Consider the following 17,545-nt stretch of genomic DNA (forward strand, 5'->3'; position numbering starts at 1 on the left):
ATCTCCTGCACAACGTCCTCGGCTTCCTCGACATTACCCATGAAATGCAGGGCGTGCAGACAAAGCGGACGATAGTGGGTGTGGAAATATTTGGAAAACTGTTTCTCTGAAAACTGCATCGACAATCAGTGTTTGTAGAGATTACAAAAATAATAAAAAAAGGAGATTGTGAATAAAGAAAATTATAAAAAAGAATATAACAATCACCGCCCGTTAGGTGATCGGGACGGTGGCCAGTAGCGCCAGAGCGACTATTTCTTTAGTAAGTTTCTTTATTATACTACGACGGTTCTTTTCTCCCTACTGCTTTGAAATGCGAGTTCGATGATTCGCATCACGTTGCGCGCTTCTTCCGGTTTTACGGCAATCGCCGTTTTGCCCAGGATGGCATCGCGCAGGTTGATAAAGTAGTCGCGGTAATCGCCCGGCTCACTCTCCAGCTTTCCCTGTATCTTCACTCCTTTGTATTCGGTATTGATCCTTCCCCAGATGCTTTCCGGCTCTCGTCCCCAATCTTTTCCCATTGGGATGGCTCCTCCGTCGAGGGTAGCCTCCTGTACGTCCAACCCGTATTTGACAAACGATCCGTGGGTGCCGTGCAGCATGTAGGTAGGCCCCGGGATGCGGCAGATCATGCCCGACTTCAGTGTGGCGGTAAAGGCGGGATAGTGGAGGCGCACGTCGAAATGATCGTCGGCTTTCGCCCATGCACGCTGCGAGTTGATTTCTGCCGTGACGGCTTCGGGCATGCCAAAGAACCACAACGCCTGGTCGATAAGGTGGGAACCCAGATCGTAGAAAATACCCGATCCCGGCAGGGGGCGTTCGCGCCAGGCGCCATTGGGGCGGGGTTCGGTACGGTACCGATCGAAGTGAGATACGTAATCCACGATATCACCCAGCAACCCACTATCGAGTAGTTTTTTAACAGTCCGGGTGTCGCTCGTGAAACGCCGGTTATGATATACCGTAAGAACTTTTTGTTGCCTTGTGCCCAGTTCAATCAGTTCATCGGCTTCGGCCACATCTACGGTGAAAGGCTTTTCCACCACTACATGCTTGCCTGCCAGCAGCGCTTCCCGGGCCCAGTGAAAATGATCGGTGTTGGGCGAGGTGACAATGACCAGGTCAATTTCCGGGTCGCCGATAATGCTCTTCCCGTCGGGCACCACTGCGGTAACCGGATAACGCTCTTCGATGAGAGCAATGCTTTCGGGTTTGGAGGTGCTGATCTTTGTTAGCTCAAATCCCTCCACCACATCAATAAAGGGCGCATGAAAAACACGGCCGGAAAGACCGTAACCGATAATGCCCGTGCGAATGTTGGTCGACATAGGTTATCATTTTTTTAGGTTATTGTATCTATCTTCTCAAAGATAGGGAAATTTTGTGAAACGGGTAAATCAATGCGGGAGGAACTCGTTTATCTGTCGGACAGGAATACCGCCAGCTTGCGGGTGGCCAGCGCCCGGTGGCTTATTTGATTCTTCACCTCATTGCCTAGTTCGGCGAAGGTTTGCTTATACCCGTCGGGCATAAACACGGGATCATATCCAAAGCCGGCTTTTCCTCTTTTCTCTTCGATGATCTTTCCTTTCACTATCCCCTCGAACAGATGCTCTTCACCGTCGATCAGCAGGGCAATCACGGTGCGGAATCGTGCATTGCGGTTTTCCACGCCCTGCAGAACGGTAAGAAGTTTGCGCATGTTGTCCACAGGATTACATGCTTCCCCGGCATACCGTGCAGAGTAGACACCGGGGGCACCGTCGAGTGTTTCCACCTCCAGCCCCGTGTCATCGGCAAAGCAGTCATAGCCATATTTTTCTTTCACGAATCTTGCTTTGAGGAGAGCATTCTCCTCCAACGTAACGCCATTTTCTTCGATCTCTTCTGTACAATGGATGTCCAAAAGACTGAGGATTTGCAATGTGCCGTTTGTAATTTTCCGGATTTCCTCGAGTTTGTGTTTGTTGTTGGTGGCGAATACAATTTTTTTCATTGTCGTTGTTGTCTCTGTATTTGTTGTTCCCGTTTTTGTTCCCTGAGCTTGAGTGCTGCCTCCCTTTCCTGTTCCCGTTTCCGTTGTTCCTGTTCCCGCTGCCGGATCTTCTTTTGCCGTAGCTTTTCCCGTTCCTTTAACAGTTCATTCCTGCTTTTGTTTGCCGTTGATTCCTGTTTTTGCTGTATCGCTTCGACAGCTTTCCGTTCGAGCCGGAGCTGCAATGCTTCGGACGTCTCCGCTTGCGAAGCCGGGACGGGCGAAGTACCCACGTTTGGGGAGGACCCCTTCTTGTTTCCCGGCATTGGACTTGTCGTGAAATCTTCCGCTACAGTGGATTGTAAAGGGGGCAAATTTGGCGGCTCCGATTCGAAGGTATTTGCAAAGAACGTTTTGTAGGCATCCATGGTTGAATGACGTTGCAAGATAGCAAGGTTCTCTACAGAAATAACAACCGGAGTTATCCCTTTTGCGAAAAAATCAGCGAAAAGGGACTCGGATCGCATCATCTGCAAGTAGTGTGATGCATCTTCAAAAGAGAGAAAAGGTTGAATTCTCAGAGCTTCCCGGTCCAGAAACCGGATAGGAGAAAAGTCGAATGCACGTAATTTGAATTGTGTAAAATTGAAGTCCGCAGTGAAGAAGAGAAGCCTGTTTTTATCCGGTGAATTCCGGTCGTAAGTGAGGAGAATCAGATGAGGAACAGCCCGGTTTGGGCTGAACGAGGCCATATTTGCATTTCTACTTTTTTTGTCTGTTGTTTGCATGTGCCACTGTGTATGCATGGAGGCATTTTCAGCCAGCACTTTCCCCTGTGACAGTCCCGCAACAATGTTTTGAGCCAAAAGTGCAGCATCGGACTCCGGATGTTTCTCAAGCAGCTCAAGGAGATAGGTCTCCGTTTTTGCTGCCTCGTTGTCTTGTGCAAACGAAAGGGCATGCATCAGCATCATTTGCGGCATTAGTCCCGATGTCGGATATTTCTCCGTAAATGTAATAAAAGTAGATTGCACTTGTGTTGCTTCTCCTTTCTGATAAGCCCGGTAAGCTTCCTGATAAATGCTGTCGTGTTCTGCAGCCTTGCGTGCTAAATTTTCCTCTTTTATACCTGCCGTGGACGGCATTTGTTCAGTTTGCGGCATCTTGCCGTCAGATACGCTATCTTCGGGGTATTTTCCCAGTGCAGACTGAATAATTACCCTTTCGCTATCGTTCGCTGCTTTGTCGTGCAACTTTCTCAAGGCTTCTCTTATTTTGGGACGTTGTGCTTCCGATGCTACGGAAAGCTGGGCGATCGTGGCGTTCAGGGTAAAAACAAATGGGCTACCCAGGCTTTTCACCTGCTCATAGGCATTGTAGGCCGGTTCTTTTTCCCCTATCAGTTCATAGAGTTGTCCAAGCAGATACTGGAGTCGTTTTTTTTGCCAGAAATATTTCTCCCGGGCAATCGCCTTTTTCAGCCAGGGGATTGATTCGGCATACTCTCTTTTGTGTATCAGGTAGTTGGCGTATGTTCCGGTGAAGAGGTCAAGCAGGTGGGGTGCGATTGTTTTGCTTTGCAACAGATAGACAATGTTCCCGGCGTCGGGCATTCTGTCTGTCTCTGTGTAGGCGCGCAGCAGCCATATCTCCGTTTCGGTGATCAGGTCGGCATCTTGTTTAAACAGCCGCTGTATCTGCATGAATACCGCCATCGCCTGTGCATAATCTCCATTCTGTAGATGGGCTTTGCCCAGCAGAAGCCAGGCATTATGGATGAATGGGTTAAATTCATCCTGTTGAAGCCATTGCTTAAACGTCCGGCTCTGTGGTTTAGAGGGATCGCGACGTGGTTTAGCGATGATGGAGTGCTCCCGGATGGCTTTGGATGTCTTGTCGACCACAGCATCGAATGCTCCACCGGTCCGTTTTTTTTCCTCCACCGGTTTTCCGGCATAGAACGGAAGCAGTGTTGTATAATCATCGCGATAGGACTCCGTCTGACTTTCAAGAATACCGTTGTAGGCCTTCTCTGCGTTGAAGTAGATGTTGTAGCGGGTGGTCAGTTCATGGTAAGCACGTGTACCCCGGGTGTTTTTTCCGGAAGAACAACCCTCTCCAAGGAGCATCCCGGACAAGATCATTGTATATAAAATGAGATTGATTCCTGCCTTCACTACCGACCAGTTTAAACAAGCAACTACGTTCCCTTATGTAACTCGAAAAACAGTGTTTTATTGTTTAAATAAAAAGTGTTATGATCTTATTCGTAGCTTTTCTGTCTTGCAAACGCTTTCACAGCTTTGGCAATAAAGAACATCACGATCAGCACAAAAATGATGAATGCACCCGAAGGAACGTTCAGGTAATAGGAGAGAAGTAGTCCCGCCACGCAGCCCAGGAAGCTGAAAAGGATGGAGAGAGTAATGATTTTTGAATAGTTTACCGTGAACAGATTGGCCGTCATTTGGGGAACAGTAATGAGCGACATAAGCAGGACGATGCCTACCAGGCGAATGCTCAGTACGATGGTGATTGCCACAAACAACATCATGGCGTATTCAATGAACTGCGTTGGGATATGCCGTGTTTGGGCAAATTCTGTATCGAACGACACAGAGACAATGGCATGGTAAAACAGTGCGAAGAATAGCACCAGTACCAGTGATAAAACGGCCAGAGACACGATGTCGACCGGTGTAATTGTCAGGATATTGCCGAACAGGTACTCCGACAGGTTGGGGGCATAACCGGGGGAGAGGAAGGTGAGTACGATTCCCAGTGCCATGCCCAGCGACCAGAAGACGGCAATGGCAGAATCTTCCCGTACACCCTGCTTTCGTGACAACCACTGGATGCCGAAGGCGGAAAAGACCGAGAAGGCCATGGCCGACAGGATGGGTGGAAGAGAAAAATAAAAACCTATGCCCAGTCCCCCGAAAGAGGCGTGCGTGATGCCCCCGCTAATGAATACAAGCCTGCGGGAAACAACATACGTGCCGATGATGCCGCAGGCTACACTCGCAAAGAGGGACCCCAGGAGAGCATTCCGAAAAAAGGCATACTGAAGCAGTTCGGGTATATCCATCTGTTTGTAATTCAGGCGTGCATTTTGTGTGCTCTCTGCTCATTCACAAACATCAACACTTCGTCTTTGAGTTGATCGGGAAGCGAAATCCCTCTCATTTGAAGGCTTCGTACCCAGCGTGGTTTCTCTTCGTCGAGCACGGAGTAAAATACTTCTCTGAACTCATCCACTTCGGAGGAGGCATACTGGGCCGAATCGCGGCGTGCATATCTGTCAAGTTCCTCGTCGTCGAAGTATTCCGGCTGCTCCACAAAAGCAGCGATAAGGCTGTCTTTTTCACACACCTCGTGGGCGCCGCAGCATCCGCTACCACTCAGATCGATGGAGGGAGGGGGCATTTCGCGCGTTTGGGTGTTCCCTCTTTTACGCTGAATGTAGTTGGTGATGGCCAAAGCAAGCACAAAAAAGACAATAATGCCGATAAAAAATAGGATTGGTTGCATAATCAGTTTTCTTCTTCTATAGTAAACCCTGCCTTCTTCAAATCATCCCAAAACAGGGGGTATGACTTGGTGACTACATGCGGATCATTGATGATCAGCGACTGAAGGGGTATGGCTCCGGGTGTAAAGGACATCGCCATACGATGATCATCGTAGGTGTCTATTGCGGGGCCCTTTTCCGGAAAACATCGTTCGCCATCCCACTCGAGCATACCGATGCCATTTTCTCTAAGCACAAACCCCAGCTTTTTTAATTCATTGATCAGGGCCTGTACGCGGTCTGTCTCCTTGATCTTGAGGCTTTGAATGCCTGAGAAAATGAAGGGTATACCCATAAAACAACAAGTCGCGGCAAATGTTTGTGCCAGGTCGGGTTCGTTGACAAAATCGTGGAAAAATTTTTTTGCTTTTTTCTTTGCATGGCGGATGATTGCTCCATCCTCCAAATATTCCGTGGTTACTCCCAGATCGCTGAACAGGTTGGCAACATTGGCATCGCCCTGCAAGCTTTTCTTCTTCAGTCCTGGTAATTTGACCTCCGCACCGGGCATCAACGCAACCAATTCGTACCAGTAAGAGGCTGCGGACCAGTCGGTCTCCACAACCAACTCAATAGGTTGATACTGTTGAGGTTTTACCAGAATATCGTTGCCGGACCATTTTGCGGTTACACCGCACTGCGCCATCATGGCCATAGTCAGGTCGATGTATGGCTTGGAAACAATCTTCTTCTCGATATGCATTATCAATCCGTTTTCCATGAGCGGTGCTACCATCAGCAGGGCCGAGATAAATTGTGAACTGATATTGCCGGACAGGTAGACTTCTCCTCCTTTAAGCTTCCTTCCTTTGATTCGCAACGGCGGAAAGCCATCCTTCTCCAGGTAGTCTATCTCGGCACCCAATGCTGTGAGTGTCTCTACGAGCGGATGAATGGGACGTTCATGCATTCTTTTGGACCCCCTGATGATCCATTCTCCTTCCATGCCTGCCAGAAAGGCTGTCAGAAAGCGCATGGCGGTACCGGCACCTTTCACATCAAACACGTTGGAATCAGAGTTAAAAGCATCGATGATGACCCGGGTATCTTCGCAGTCGGAAAGATTCCTGATTGTATAGGGGCTTAGGCTTAATGCGTTGAGTATGAGGGCCCTGTTGCTCATGCTTTTTGATGCGGGAAGTTGTACGGTAGTGTGAATTGCATCGGGGGGGAAAATTTTATATCGCGATTGCATCGTTATGTTACTTTTTTCACTGAAGTTATACTTTTTCTCGTTGTGACTTAACACTAAAGTTGTACAAAAATAATAATTTTAAACGAAGACAGGGTCGTTTATCTTCTGTTTTACGATGTTTAATCTCCTTTAATTAATTTTCGGCCCCTCCCTGGTGGTTTTCAGCGCTTATGCCGCTTCTGTATCCTGCAGTCTGTGGGTGTGTTTGTCAACCTGTTAATCCGTAGATAAATATGGCCAGAATGGCGGGAGGAACGATATACCTGAGCAGGAAGATATAGATTTTCAGGAGCTTGGCGGCGGATTGCAGTGACCCGTGGTTGGTCATTTGCGCATACACTAGTTTCTGATCCAGGTACCAGCCCACAAAGAGGCAGATAAAAAAGCCTCCTGCCGGGAGCATAAATTTAGCCGATGTCACATCCAGCAAATTGAAAAACTTCGATGAGAAAGAGGAGACCACACCCAGGATGATTACTCCGGCTGTGACGAGCAGGGTGCTTCTCTTGCGTGAAAAATGATATTCTTCGTGAAGGTAGAGGGTTACCACCTCCATCAGTGAGATGGTGGAAGTGAGTGCAGCAAGTGCCAGCAAGCAAAAGAACATGGCTGCCCACAACATGGAGGCAGGCATCTGGTTAAACAACCCGGGCAGGGTGATGAACAGCAGTCCCGGCCCGCCGGCAACCAACTCATCGACGATGGTGCCGGGGTTGGCTGTCAGCGCAAATGCTGAAGGGAAGATGATTACTCCCGCGAGAATCGCTACCAGCGTGTCAAGAACGGAAACCTGAACCGCTGTTTTTGTGAGGTTGGTGCGGTCATTGAAATAAGATCCGTAGGTAATCATACAACCCATGCCGATGGAGAGTGAAAAGAAAGCCTGTCCCATTGCATCCAGGAACACGGTCGGTTTCACATGTTCCATGTCTGGCTTGAAAAGAAATGCAAGGCCACCGGATGCGCCTTCCAGCATGATGGCCCTTACGGCAAGAACTATCAGCAGCAAAAAGAGCATTGGCATCAGGATCTTCGACGACTGCTCGATCCCCTTCTTCACGCCGGAGATGATGAAGAATGCTGTCAGTATTGTAAATAGAATCATCCATCCAATTTGTCGCAGCGGGTTGTTCAACAATGCCGTGAAGTTTGCTGAAAAGTCGTTCACCGTGCGCAGCTTGCCGGAAAAGGATTGAATCAGATAGTCCAATGTCCATCCGCACACTACCATATAAAATCCCATGATGAGGAAGGCCGAGAGTACACTCATCCGGCCCACCCATTTCCAGTGTGTGCGGGGTGCCAGCCTGTGAAATGCCCCGGCTGTATTTGCCTGTGACAACCTGCCTACAAGAAACTCGCTTATTATCAATGGTATCCCGAAGAGTAAGATGCACCCTATGTAGACCATGATGAAAATGGCACCGCCGCCATCGGCTGCCTGACTGGGAAAACGCCATATGTTGCCCAAGCCTACTGCAGAACCCGCTGCCGCTGCAATTACCCCAATTTTGGATGCAAATGTGACTCTTTTTTCATTCATAAGTTCTCTCCTTACCTTACAAAAACCCACTGATTTTCTTGCGACAAGGCAGGGTAAAAGAAATACTCTTCGAAGTGGAATCCTTTCACATCCTCCGCGTTGGTGAGCTTGTTTTTGATGATAAAACGGGCCATCAGGCCACGGGCTTTTTTAGTATGGACGATAATTTGTTTGAAATCATTGTTCTCCTGCTGCAAGAAGCGAATGTTGATGATCCGTGTGCCCCGGGGCAGTGCACTTGCCCGCACCACCTTTGCATACTCGCCGGAGGTGACATTGATGATCGTTCTGCTGCTTTTTTTCAGTTTGGCAGCAAGGTGTTTATTCACCGTATCCTGCCAGAACTCGTACAGTGTATGATATCCCTGAGGTACAATCTGCCGCTGCATCTCCAACCGGTAGGGCCTGATCCCATCGAGCGGGCGAAGAATGCCATAGAGTCCGGAAAGGATGTTGAGGTGATTCTGGGCGAACACGAAGTCTTCTTCCGAAAAGTCGTGCGCATTTAACCCGGCGTAGGCTATTCCGTTGTATGCCAATGCGGCAGATCGTTGTGGAGTGTCTTTGAAATGGAACATCTGAAACTGTTCGTAGACATCGCGCGCCATTTTGGGGTTGATCTTCATGATCGTACCAATCTCTTTTTCCGATAAAAGCTGGCACGCCGCGATCAGTTCTTCCGTTTTATCCGGGAATAACGGGCTGGTTGGGGTTACCTTGTCCGGTCTGTCCGGAAAAGACATCAGTTTCGCTGGAGAGAGTAGGATTTGCATAGGTGCATTTTTAAGAATAGATATCTTTCACATGTTTTCGGCAGGATTGTTTTACAATCTCCACTCAACCCCTTCTTTTGTGTCCTTTATTTCCACACCTGCCTCTTTCAGCATATCCCGGATCTTGTCGGAGGTGTTCCAGTCTTTGTTCTCGCGGGCCGACTGCCGGATATCGATAATCAGGCGCATCAATCCTTCAATCACGTTGCTGCCTGCTACTTGTCTCGACTCGTCGACCAGTCCCAGAACCTCAAAGATGAAGGTATGCATGGTTTTTTTCAATGCTGCAAGATCTTCCGATGTAAGAGTCTCTTTTTTGTCCACGGCCGAATTGACGATGCGTACTCCGTCAAACAGGTGTGCAATCAGCATCGGACTGTTAAAGTCGTCGTCCATGGCAGCGTAGCAACGTTGTTCCAGTTCTTTGATGTTAACGGACGAGGTGTGAGATGGAGCAACCTTATCCAATGCCGACAGGCTTTCCATTAACTTCTTATATCCCTTCTCGGCAGCCTGCAGAGCATCGTTGGAGAAGTCGAGTGTGCTCCGGTAATGCGACTGGGCCATGAAGAAGCGGACTGTCATGGGTGAATATCCCCGATCCAACAGTGGATGGTTACCAGTAAACAGTTCCTTTGGCAGGAATCCGTTTCCGGCCGATTTCGACATGCGGGCACCGTTTACGGTAAGCATGTTGGTGTGTACCCAGTATTTGGCGGGCTGGGTGTGGTTGCATGCCTGCGATTGGGCTATCTCGTTGGTGTGATGGGTAGCCTGCAGGTCCATGCCGCCACCGTGGATGTCGAAGGTGGTTCCCAGGTATTTGGTGCTCATGGCCGAGCATTCAATGTGCCACCCGGGAAACCCCCATCCCCAGGGTGAAGGCCACTGCATCAGCGTTTCGGGCTTCGCTTTGATCCACAATGCAAAATCGAGCCTTCCTTTTTTTTCGTCCTGTCCGTCAAGCTCCCGTGTCCCCTCCATCAGGTCTTCCAGCTTCCGGTTGGTGAGTGTCCCATAGTCATGCTCCCTGCTGTATTTTTCCACATCGAAATAGACAGTACCGTTTACCTCGTAGGCAAATCCGGCGTCCAGTATTTTTTTGATCATTTCGATCTGCTCAATGATGTGGCCGGTTGCTGTGGGTTCAATGCTCGGCGGGAGGGTGTTGAAAAGAGAAAGCACCTCGTGAAAGCCAAGGGTGTATTTCTGCACAATCTCCATCGGTTCCAGCTGCTCCAGCTTGGCCTTTTTCGCAAATTTATCGTCCCCCTCATCACGGTCGCCCTCCAGATGCCCCGCATCGGTGATGTTTCGTACGTAGCGTACTTTGTAGCCGAGATGACGCAGGTACCGGTAAATTAAGTCAAAAGAGATGAACGTGCGGCAATTGCCCAAATGAATATCGCTATATACTGTCGGGCCGCACACATACATACCCACAAGGGGGGGGTGTAGCGGCTCAAAGTCTTCTTTCTTCCGGGTGAGTGTGTTGTAAATAACCAAATTAGTTGTTTTTTCTACGTTCATATTGGAGGATGATTATTTTAAAAGACAAAATTACAAATTTAAGCGTTAAGAACGGCAAAATGGTTGAAAAAGAGAAAAAGTCTCCTGTTTTTTACGGTGGTTTTCCAATAATTTGATACTTTTGCGGTTTCTTTCATTAACGAATCTTCAAACTTCTTTTATGTCACGTAAAATTTTACTTACATTTTTCATCTTTTGTGCCCTCGGTAATGTCAGGGCCCAGAACCTGCAGTTGCACTTTGATTCAAGGCATTCGCTGTATGGTGATAAAGTCGCTCCTGTCAATTATCTGACCGCAACCTTTGAGATGTTTAAGCCCGACCAGTGGGGGAATACGTTTATGTTTGTGGACTTTGACTTTAATTTCGACAAAAAGAATCCGGGATTGGTTTATGCTGAAATAGCCCGTGAATTCAAACTGGGTGACTTCCCGCTTCTTCCCCACATAGAATACAATGGCGGACTGGGGCTGGTAAGAGGAACCGGTGTTGGCTTCTCCATTCCCGCCTCGTACCTGGCCGGTGTAGGTTATCCGTTTCAGTTGGGTAACTTCTTTATGAGCACCTATGTGGCTTATAAGCTGAATGCGTTTCAGCATGTGAGCAACGATGCGCAGTGGACCGTTACATGGAATGCTACCCTGGTCGATGGTAAGCTTTCTCTGGGTGGATTTATGGATGTATGGACAGAGGATAAGGCGTTTACGGAAGGCGGTGATGCCAGTGGAAAAAAAGTTGTACTCCTGAGCGAACCCCAAATCTGGTATAATCTTTCTCCTCACTTTTCCCTTGGCAGCGAGATTGAACTAAGCTACAATTTTGTGAACAAATTCACGGAAAGTAAATTTTATGCCATCCCGACCATAGCCACCAAATGGAATTTTTAATGCTTAATATCGATTGATTATGCTGGAAAAAATTTTCAAGTTAAAACAGAATAAGACAACGGTACGTACAGAGCTTGTTGCGGGAATCATCACCTTTCTTACAATGTCGTATATTCTGGTGGTAAACCCGAACATCTTAAGCGCTTCGGGAATGGATAAAGCAGCCCTGTTCACGGCTACCGCACTTGCAAGTGTATTGGGAACGCTGTTTATGGCGTTTATCCCCAACCTGCCTATTGCGCAGGCACCCGGTATGGGATTAAACTCCTTCTTCGCTTTTTCTGTGGTTCTGGGCTTGGGGTACTCCTGGCAGATGGCACTCACGGCAGTCTTCATTGAGGGAATCATCTTTGTGCTTCTTACCTTCTTCAATGTGAGGGAGTTGATTGTGAAAAGTATTCCCAACACCATTAAAAATGCAATTCCAGTGGGTATCGGCCTTTTTATTACGTTCCTCGGCTTGCAGAATGCAGGGTTGATTGTGCGGGATGAAAACACCATGCTCACATTGGGAGCCATGTCCAACCCTCATGTGTGGGTCGCTACCCTGGGACTTATTCTTACGGCTGTGTTGTACTTTAAAAAGGTGCACGGCGCATTTTTGATCGGGATTGTCGCAGCTACTCTTTTCGCCATCACTTTGGGGTTGGTGCAATTGCCAGAAGGAAATATCATTTCCCTGCCACCTGATATCTCTCCCATCTTCATGCAATTTGAGTGGCAGCATATCTTCACGCCTGATATGGTGATCGTGGTGTTTACATTTCTGTTTGTGAACCTGTTTGATACGATTGGAACGCTGCTGGGTGTAGCCTCGAAGATTGGACTGACGGACAAAGACGGTAATTTCCCGCAGATCAAAAAGGCGCTCTTTGCCGATGCACTCGGAACCACTTTTGGCGCCGTCTTGGGTACCAGCACCGTGACTTCATACGTGGAAAGCGCCTCGGGCGTGGCCGTAGGTGGGCGTACCGGCTTAACGGCTCTTTCCACGGCGACCATGTTTACGCTTGCACTGTTCCTGGCTCCTCTTTTCCTGATGGTGCCGGCATCTGCCACTGCTCCGGCCTTGATCCTGGTGGGATTGTTCATGATTACATCGGTGGTGAAGATCAATTTCGACAATATGACAGAAGCATTGCCAGCCTTCCTCACCATCGTGATGATGCCGTTTGCATTCAGCATTGCCCAGGGGATTGTGTTCGGTATGCTGTCCTTCGTACTACTGAAAGCGCTGAGCGGTAAATGGAGTCATATCTCGGTGACCATGTGGGTGATCTTTGTGTTGTTCATTGTCAAGTTGGTATTGGATGGAATGAATGTCCTGTAAGTCATGTTTAATCCTCTTCCGGAATATCCGTTAAAGCCCGGCCGTCTTTTCTCCTTGTTTCTCTTCGGCTGGTTTATTTTGAACATTGTTCAAGCTGTCTTTACGGAGATAGGCAACGATGAGTCCTATTACTGGGTTTATTCTCAGTTTTTGGATTGGGGGTATTTTGATCATCCCCCCATGGTGGCGCTGGTCGTGAAAATAGGGACGCTGCTGGCAGGCAATACCACCCTGGGGGTCAGGCTTGTCGTCATTCTGATGCAGGTTCTGTTTCTGATTGTCCTCTATCGGCTCACAGGGGTGGAGCATACAGGGCAAAATATAGGGTTGTTCTTTCTGACCTCCTTTTCGGTGGTGATGATACAGGCCTACGGGTTTATTGCCACACCGGATGCGCCACTGTTGTTTTTTACGGTTTTGTTTTTGTGGAGTTACTGGTATTTCCTTCAATCTGGAAATTCAACGAAGGGTACACTGCTGATGGCATTTTGTATGGCGGGACTCATGTATAGCAAGTATCACGGTGGGCTGGTGATCATGCTTGTCTTCCTGTCCAATCCGAAGCTTTTCCGGAAACCTGCCTTTTATTTATCGGTATTGATTGCCATCGGTTTATATCTTCCGCATATACTGTGGCAGGTAAACAACGACTTCCCATCGCTGAAGTACCACCTCGTGGAACGCTCTAAAGGGTTTCGCTGGAGCTACTTCCCCGATTTTCTGGTCAATCAGTTGCCGGTATTCAATCCTTTTACGCTGGGGGCCGGTGTATATGTTTTTTTTCGACGGAGAGAAAAGGGTCCGTTTGAGCGTGCACTGAAGTTTCTCTTCGCCGGCTTGCTGATTTTTTTTACTTTCTGGAATTTCAAGGGGAGGGTGGAGCCTCACTGGACCATCGCCGCGGCAGTGCCGATGATCATTCTCATTGTGCGGGAGGCTGCGGAAAATATAAAACTTAGAAGGTATCTCTGCAAAATTGTAGCTCCCTCGTTGTTTTTGTTACTGATTGCTCGTATTTTCCTGATGGTAGACATCCTGCCTCTGCGCACCGAGTGGCATGGTGATAAGCAGCGTGTGGCAGATCTGCAGGCTGTAGCCGGCGATCGACCCGTGGTGTTCACCTCCGGCTTCCAGATGCCGTCGAAATATCGTTTTTATACCGGACAGGAGGCGCATGCCATGGGAGCCTTGAACTACAGAAACACCCAGTATGACATCTGGCGTTTCGATGAAAATTATTGGGGTCAACCCGTGGTGCTCGACTTCAGGAATGACACCACGGCGGGGAAGCCCACACGTAGCGGCCGTTCGCTCTTTCGCCTGGAAGAGGTGGCAGCGTACCAGCCCTATAAACGACTGAGAGTGATTCCGGTTCTTCCGGATAGCATGTTCGCTGCCGGCAGGGAGCAGGTAGTCACTGTAACGGTGGTAAATCCTTATCAGGAAACCTATCTGATTGATCATCCTTCCATGCCGTTGGAGATCTCGCTGCTATTTCAGGTGAAAAAGGAAGGGCGGTTTGAGTTGGAGAAAGTTACCACCGCTTCAACCTTCGAGTGTCATGAGATAGCTCCGGGTGAAAAAGTGAGCGGACACATCCGGTTCCTGTTGCCTGATATTCCTCCCGGTGAATATCCGGTATATTTTGCTGCCGGTACACCGGGCGTATATCCCGCCACGTTGGAAAAACCGGTTAAAATGATTTTTAAGAATGATTGAATTTATAGGTAAGTTTTTTAAATTCGGGGTGGTCGGACTGTCGGGCACTGTGATCGATTTTTTCTTTACCTGGCTGTGTAAAGAAAAGCTCAAATGGAACAAGTTTATATCCAACTCCGTCGGTTTTACACTGGCGGCGGTATCCAATTATGTATTCAACAGAATATGGACCTTTGAAAGTAACAATCCGCAGGTGGGACGTGAGTTTCTTTCCTTCTTTCTTGTCTCCCTGATTGGCCTTCTGATGAACAATATTTTTCTTTATCTTTTCCACGAGAAAGCCAAACTGAACTTTTATCTGTCAAAGGCTTTTGCCATTGCACTGGTTACCATCTGGAACTTCCTGGCCAATTATTTATTCACTTTTCAGCAGGTATGAGGGGATTCGTTTGTTTTTTACCGATGAATTGACTACTTTTGCGCTCTCATACAAAACATTATCTGAATAATTATAACAAATATTTATGGCAACAACTGCTGACTTCAGGAACGGCATGTGCATCGACCTGGATGGACAATATTACTTTATCGTTGAATTTCTTCATGTGAAACCCGGTAAAGGAGCCGCCTTTGTGCGTACCAAACTGAAAAATGTAACCACAGGGCGCATTCTCGACAAGACCTTTAACTCCGGCGTGAAAGTGGATGAGGTACGTATTGAACGTCGTCCTTTTCAATATCTGTATCGAGACGATATGGGGTATAACTTCATGAACACCGAGACATTCGAACAGATTCCTATTCCCGGAGAACAGATTGAGGGAGTGCAGTTTCTGAAGGAAGGCGACGTGGTAGATGTCCAGATTCATGCCGAAAGCGGTACGATCCTTACGGCGGAAATGCCTACGCACGTAGTGCTGGAGGTAACGTATACCGAGCCCGGCATAAAAGGGGATACTGCAACCAACACGCTGAAACCGGCCACCGTGGAGACCGGCGCAGAGGTGCGAGTGCCCCTGTTTATCAACACGGGTGAAAAAATCAAGGTAGATACACGCAACGGTTCATACGTGGAACGTGTCAGGGAGTAACGGAGGCATTGCCTCTTCCGGCAATATTTTTTTCGAAGGCGGACATAAGGCTAAATGTCTGCCTTTTTATTGGCTCGGGCTGAATGTTTTAGAGTTCCGGTTTTTCTTTGTATGTTTGTTTCGTTTTACACCTGAAATGGAACATCATGAGCAAGTTAAGCATTAAGCAATGGGCAGAGGAAGACCGACCCCGTGAAAAATTACTAATGAAAGGTGTATCGGCATTATCCGACTCCGAATTGCTGGCCATCCTGATTGGTTCGGGCAATGAGGAAGAAAGTGCTGTGGAACTGGGTAAGCGTATCCTGTTAAAAGCCGGAAATAATCTGAACAAACTTGGAAGGATGAGTGTTTCTGATCTGGCAGGGCAATTTAAAGGTATTGGCCCGGCAAAGGCGGTTACGCTGGTTGCGGCACTGGATCTGGGGAGGAGGCGAAAATGGGCGGAGGTCGCCGAGAAAGAGAAGATCACTTCATCTCGCGACGCTTACGACCGTTTCTTTCCCATTCTTGTGGATTTGAACCACGAAGAGACCTGGGCCTTGTTGACAGACCGTTCAAACAAGGTGTTAACAACCATGCAGGTGAGCCGTGGGGGTATTTCCGGGACGGTGGTCGACATCCGCCTGATCCTGAGGGAAGCACTCAATCATTACGCATCGGGCATCATCCTGGGGCACAATCACCCCTCTGGTAATTGTCGACCGAGCCCGCAAGATACACGGATCACAATGAAGCTGAAAGAAGCTGCCCAATGGATGGATATTACCCTGCTCGACCACATCATAGTGTGTGGCGACCGTTATTTCAGTTATGCCGACGAAGGAATCATCTGACGCGGATAAACATTATGCCGGGAAATCGGTTTAATAAAAAAACAGACTATGAACGAAGAATTACAAGCATTACAAGATAAAATAGTAGTCATGCTTCGCACGGTGTATGACCCTGAGATACCGGTGAATATATATGACCTGGGTATGATTTACGATGTGGACATTGATGATCAGAACAACGTGACCATCGAGATGACCTTCACTTCGCCCAGTTGCCCCGCAGCCGACTTTATCCTGATGGATGTGCAGTTGAAAGTAGAGTCAATTCCCGAGGTGAACAGCGTGGACCTCAACCTGACTTTCGACCCTCCCTGGGATCGTTCCATGATGAGTGAAGAAGCTTTGTTGGAATTGGGGATGATGTGAGCTGCAGAAGTGTACGCTGAATAAGGAAAGTTGTGAACAAGAAGATCTATTTTTTTGCGGATGCCCACCTGGGATCTAAATTGCACGCCGAGCCAATTCAAACAGAACGAAAAATGTGCAGATGGCTGGATATGGCAAAGAAGGACGCCGGTTCCATTTATCTGTTGGGAGATATTTTCGATTATTGGTTCGAATACAAATATGTGATTCCAAAAGGATTCACGCGCGTACTGGGTAAGTTGGCCGAGGTGACAGACGCCGGCGTGGAGGTGCATTTTTTTATTGGGAATCACGATATTTGGCTCTCGGATTACCTTGCAAAGGAGTGTGGGATGATTCTTCATTTTGAGCCGCTGATTACCGAAATATACGGAAAGAAATTCTTTCTGGCACATGGCGACGGGCTCGGTGATGATTCCCGGTCGTTTCGCCTGTTACGGAAAATGTTTCACAGCAAGTTCCTGAAAAAATGCTTCTCGGCTATCCATCCCCGGTGGACCGTTCCCCTGGCGCATGCCTGGTCCAACAGCAGCCGTGAAAACGGCGGGGTGCAACCTTATCTGGGTGAAGATAATGAATGCCTGATTCGTTTTGCGAAGGAAAAGCTAAAGGCAGTACCCGATATCCATTACTTCGTTTTTGGGCATCGCCATATCTTACTGGATCTTTCCATTGCGGCACAGAGCAGTGTGATTATACTTGGCGACTGGTTAACATTTTTCTCTTATGCTGTATTTGACGGCGAAGCCTTGAGGCTGGAGCATTTTGAATCGTGAGGACCGCT

General features: G+C 48.2%; 17 protein-coding genes. 8 read left to right on the top strand and 9 right to left on the bottom strand.

All coding sequences use genetic code 11. The features are described from left to right. Window positions 1–275: 275 nt before the first annotated feature. The 9 genes from B3Z75_RS00940 to cysS all read right to left on the bottom strand — a co-directional run bounded on the left by B3Z75_RS00940 (window position 276) and on the right by cysS (window position 10,593). Window positions 276–1,334, bottom strand: coding sequence for a Gfo/Idh/MocA family oxidoreductase (locus B3Z75_RS00940; protein ID WP_294066753.1), 1,059 nt, complete (start codon window positions 1,332–1,334; stop codon window positions 276–278). A gap of 89 nt (window positions 1,335–1,423) precedes the next feature. Then, entirely contained in the window at window positions 1,424–2,002 is a 579-nt protein-coding gene (locus tag B3Z75_RS00945) for a non-canonical purine NTP diphosphatase (RefSeq protein WP_294066756.1), read from the bottom strand. Then, the gene (locus B3Z75_RS00950; RefSeq protein WP_294066759.1) at window positions 1,999–4,158 is read right to left on the bottom strand and encodes a tol-pal system YbgF family protein; all 2,160 of its coding nucleotides are present in this window, start codon (window positions 4,156–4,158) and stop codon (window positions 1,999–2,001) included. The genes B3Z75_RS00945 and B3Z75_RS00950 overlap by 4 nt, the downstream gene beginning before the upstream one ends. An 86-nt stretch (window positions 4,159–4,244) precedes the next feature. Further along, entirely contained in the window at window positions 4,245–5,069 is an 825-nt protein-coding gene (locus tag B3Z75_RS00955; RefSeq protein WP_294066762.1) for a metal ABC transporter permease, read from the bottom strand. An 11-nt stretch (window positions 5,070–5,080) separates the two neighbouring features. Next, window positions 5,081–5,512: a phospholipase gene (locus tag B3Z75_RS00960; protein WP_294066765.1), complete on the bottom strand. Its 432-nt coding sequence runs from the start codon at window positions 5,510–5,512 to the stop codon at window positions 5,081–5,083. A 2-nt stretch (window positions 5,513–5,514) separates the two neighbouring features. Then, window positions 5,515–6,747: a 3-phosphoshikimate 1-carboxyvinyltransferase gene (locus B3Z75_RS00965; protein WP_294066768.1), complete on the bottom strand. Its 1,233-nt coding sequence runs from the start codon at window positions 6,745–6,747 to the stop codon at window positions 5,515–5,517. Window positions 6,748–6,955: 208 nt separating this feature from the next. Then, on the bottom strand, window positions 6,956–8,290 hold the full coding sequence (locus tag B3Z75_RS00970) for a sodium-dependent transporter (RefSeq protein WP_294066771.1): 1,335 nt from the start codon (window positions 8,288–8,290) through the stop codon (window positions 6,956–6,958). A gap of 11 nt (window positions 8,291–8,301) precedes the next feature. After that, window positions 8,302–9,063, bottom strand: coding sequence for a YaaA family protein (locus tag B3Z75_RS00975; protein ID WP_294066774.1), 762 nt, complete (start codon window positions 9,061–9,063; stop codon window positions 8,302–8,304). A gap of 51 nt (window positions 9,064–9,114) precedes the next feature. After that, window positions 9,115–10,593, bottom strand: coding sequence for a cysteine--tRNA ligase (gene cysS, locus B3Z75_RS00980; protein ID WP_294066777.1), 1,479 nt, complete (start codon window positions 10,591–10,593; stop codon window positions 9,115–9,117). A 160-nt stretch (window positions 10,594–10,753) separates the two neighbouring features. Between cysS and B3Z75_RS00985 the strand changes: the two genes are divergently transcribed. From B3Z75_RS00985 to B3Z75_RS01020, 8 genes are all read left to right on the top strand, one after another. Continuing rightward, entirely contained in the window at window positions 10,754–11,479 is a 726-nt protein-coding gene (locus tag B3Z75_RS00985; protein WP_294066779.1) for a DUF5020 family protein, read from the top strand. Window positions 11,480–11,498: 19 nt separating this feature from the next. Continuing rightward, window positions 11,499–12,809 (top strand): NCS2 family permease, encoded by a 1,311-nt coding sequence (locus B3Z75_RS00990; RefSeq protein ID WP_294066782.1) that lies wholly within the window; start codon window positions 11,499–11,501, stop codon window positions 12,807–12,809. Between the two features lie 3 nt (window positions 12,810–12,812). Continuing rightward, complete coding sequence (locus B3Z75_RS00995; protein ID WP_294066785.1) at window positions 12,813–14,528, top strand: ArnT family glycosyltransferase; 1,716 nt, start codon at window positions 12,813–12,815, stop codon at window positions 14,526–14,528. Further along, entirely contained in the window at window positions 14,521–14,907 is a 387-nt protein-coding gene (locus tag B3Z75_RS01000) for a GtrA family protein (RefSeq protein WP_294066788.1), read from the top strand. Before B3Z75_RS00995 ends, B3Z75_RS01000 begins: the two co-directional genes overlap by 8 nt. A gap of 85 nt (window positions 14,908–14,992) precedes the next feature. Next, complete coding sequence (efp, locus tag B3Z75_RS01005) at window positions 14,993–15,559, top strand: elongation factor P (protein ID WP_294066791.1); 567 nt, start codon at window positions 14,993–14,995, stop codon at window positions 15,557–15,559. Window positions 15,560–15,705: 146 nt separating this feature from the next. Continuing rightward, window positions 15,706–16,395, top strand: a complete 690-nt coding sequence (gene radC / locus B3Z75_RS01010; RefSeq protein WP_294066794.1) for a RadC family protein — start codon at window positions 15,706–15,708, stop codon at window positions 16,393–16,395. 48 nt (window positions 16,396–16,443) lie between these two features. Continuing rightward, window positions 16,444–16,761 carry a metal-sulfur cluster assembly factor gene (locus B3Z75_RS01015; RefSeq protein WP_294066797.1) on the top strand — a complete coding sequence of 106 codons (318 nt, stop codon included), beginning with the start codon at window positions 16,444–16,446 and terminating at the stop codon, window positions 16,759–16,761. 32 nt (window positions 16,762–16,793) lie between these two features. Beyond that, window positions 16,794–17,537, top strand: coding sequence for a UDP-2,3-diacylglucosamine diphosphatase (locus B3Z75_RS01020; protein WP_294066800.1), 744 nt, complete (start codon window positions 16,794–16,796; stop codon window positions 17,535–17,537). Window positions 17,538–17,545 lie beyond the last annotated feature (8 nt).

The sequence above is a fragment of the Proteiniphilum sp. UBA1028 genome (genome assembly GCF_002316955.1).
Lineage (GTDB): Bacteria > Bacteroidota > Bacteroidia > Bacteroidales > Dysgonomonadaceae > Proteiniphilum.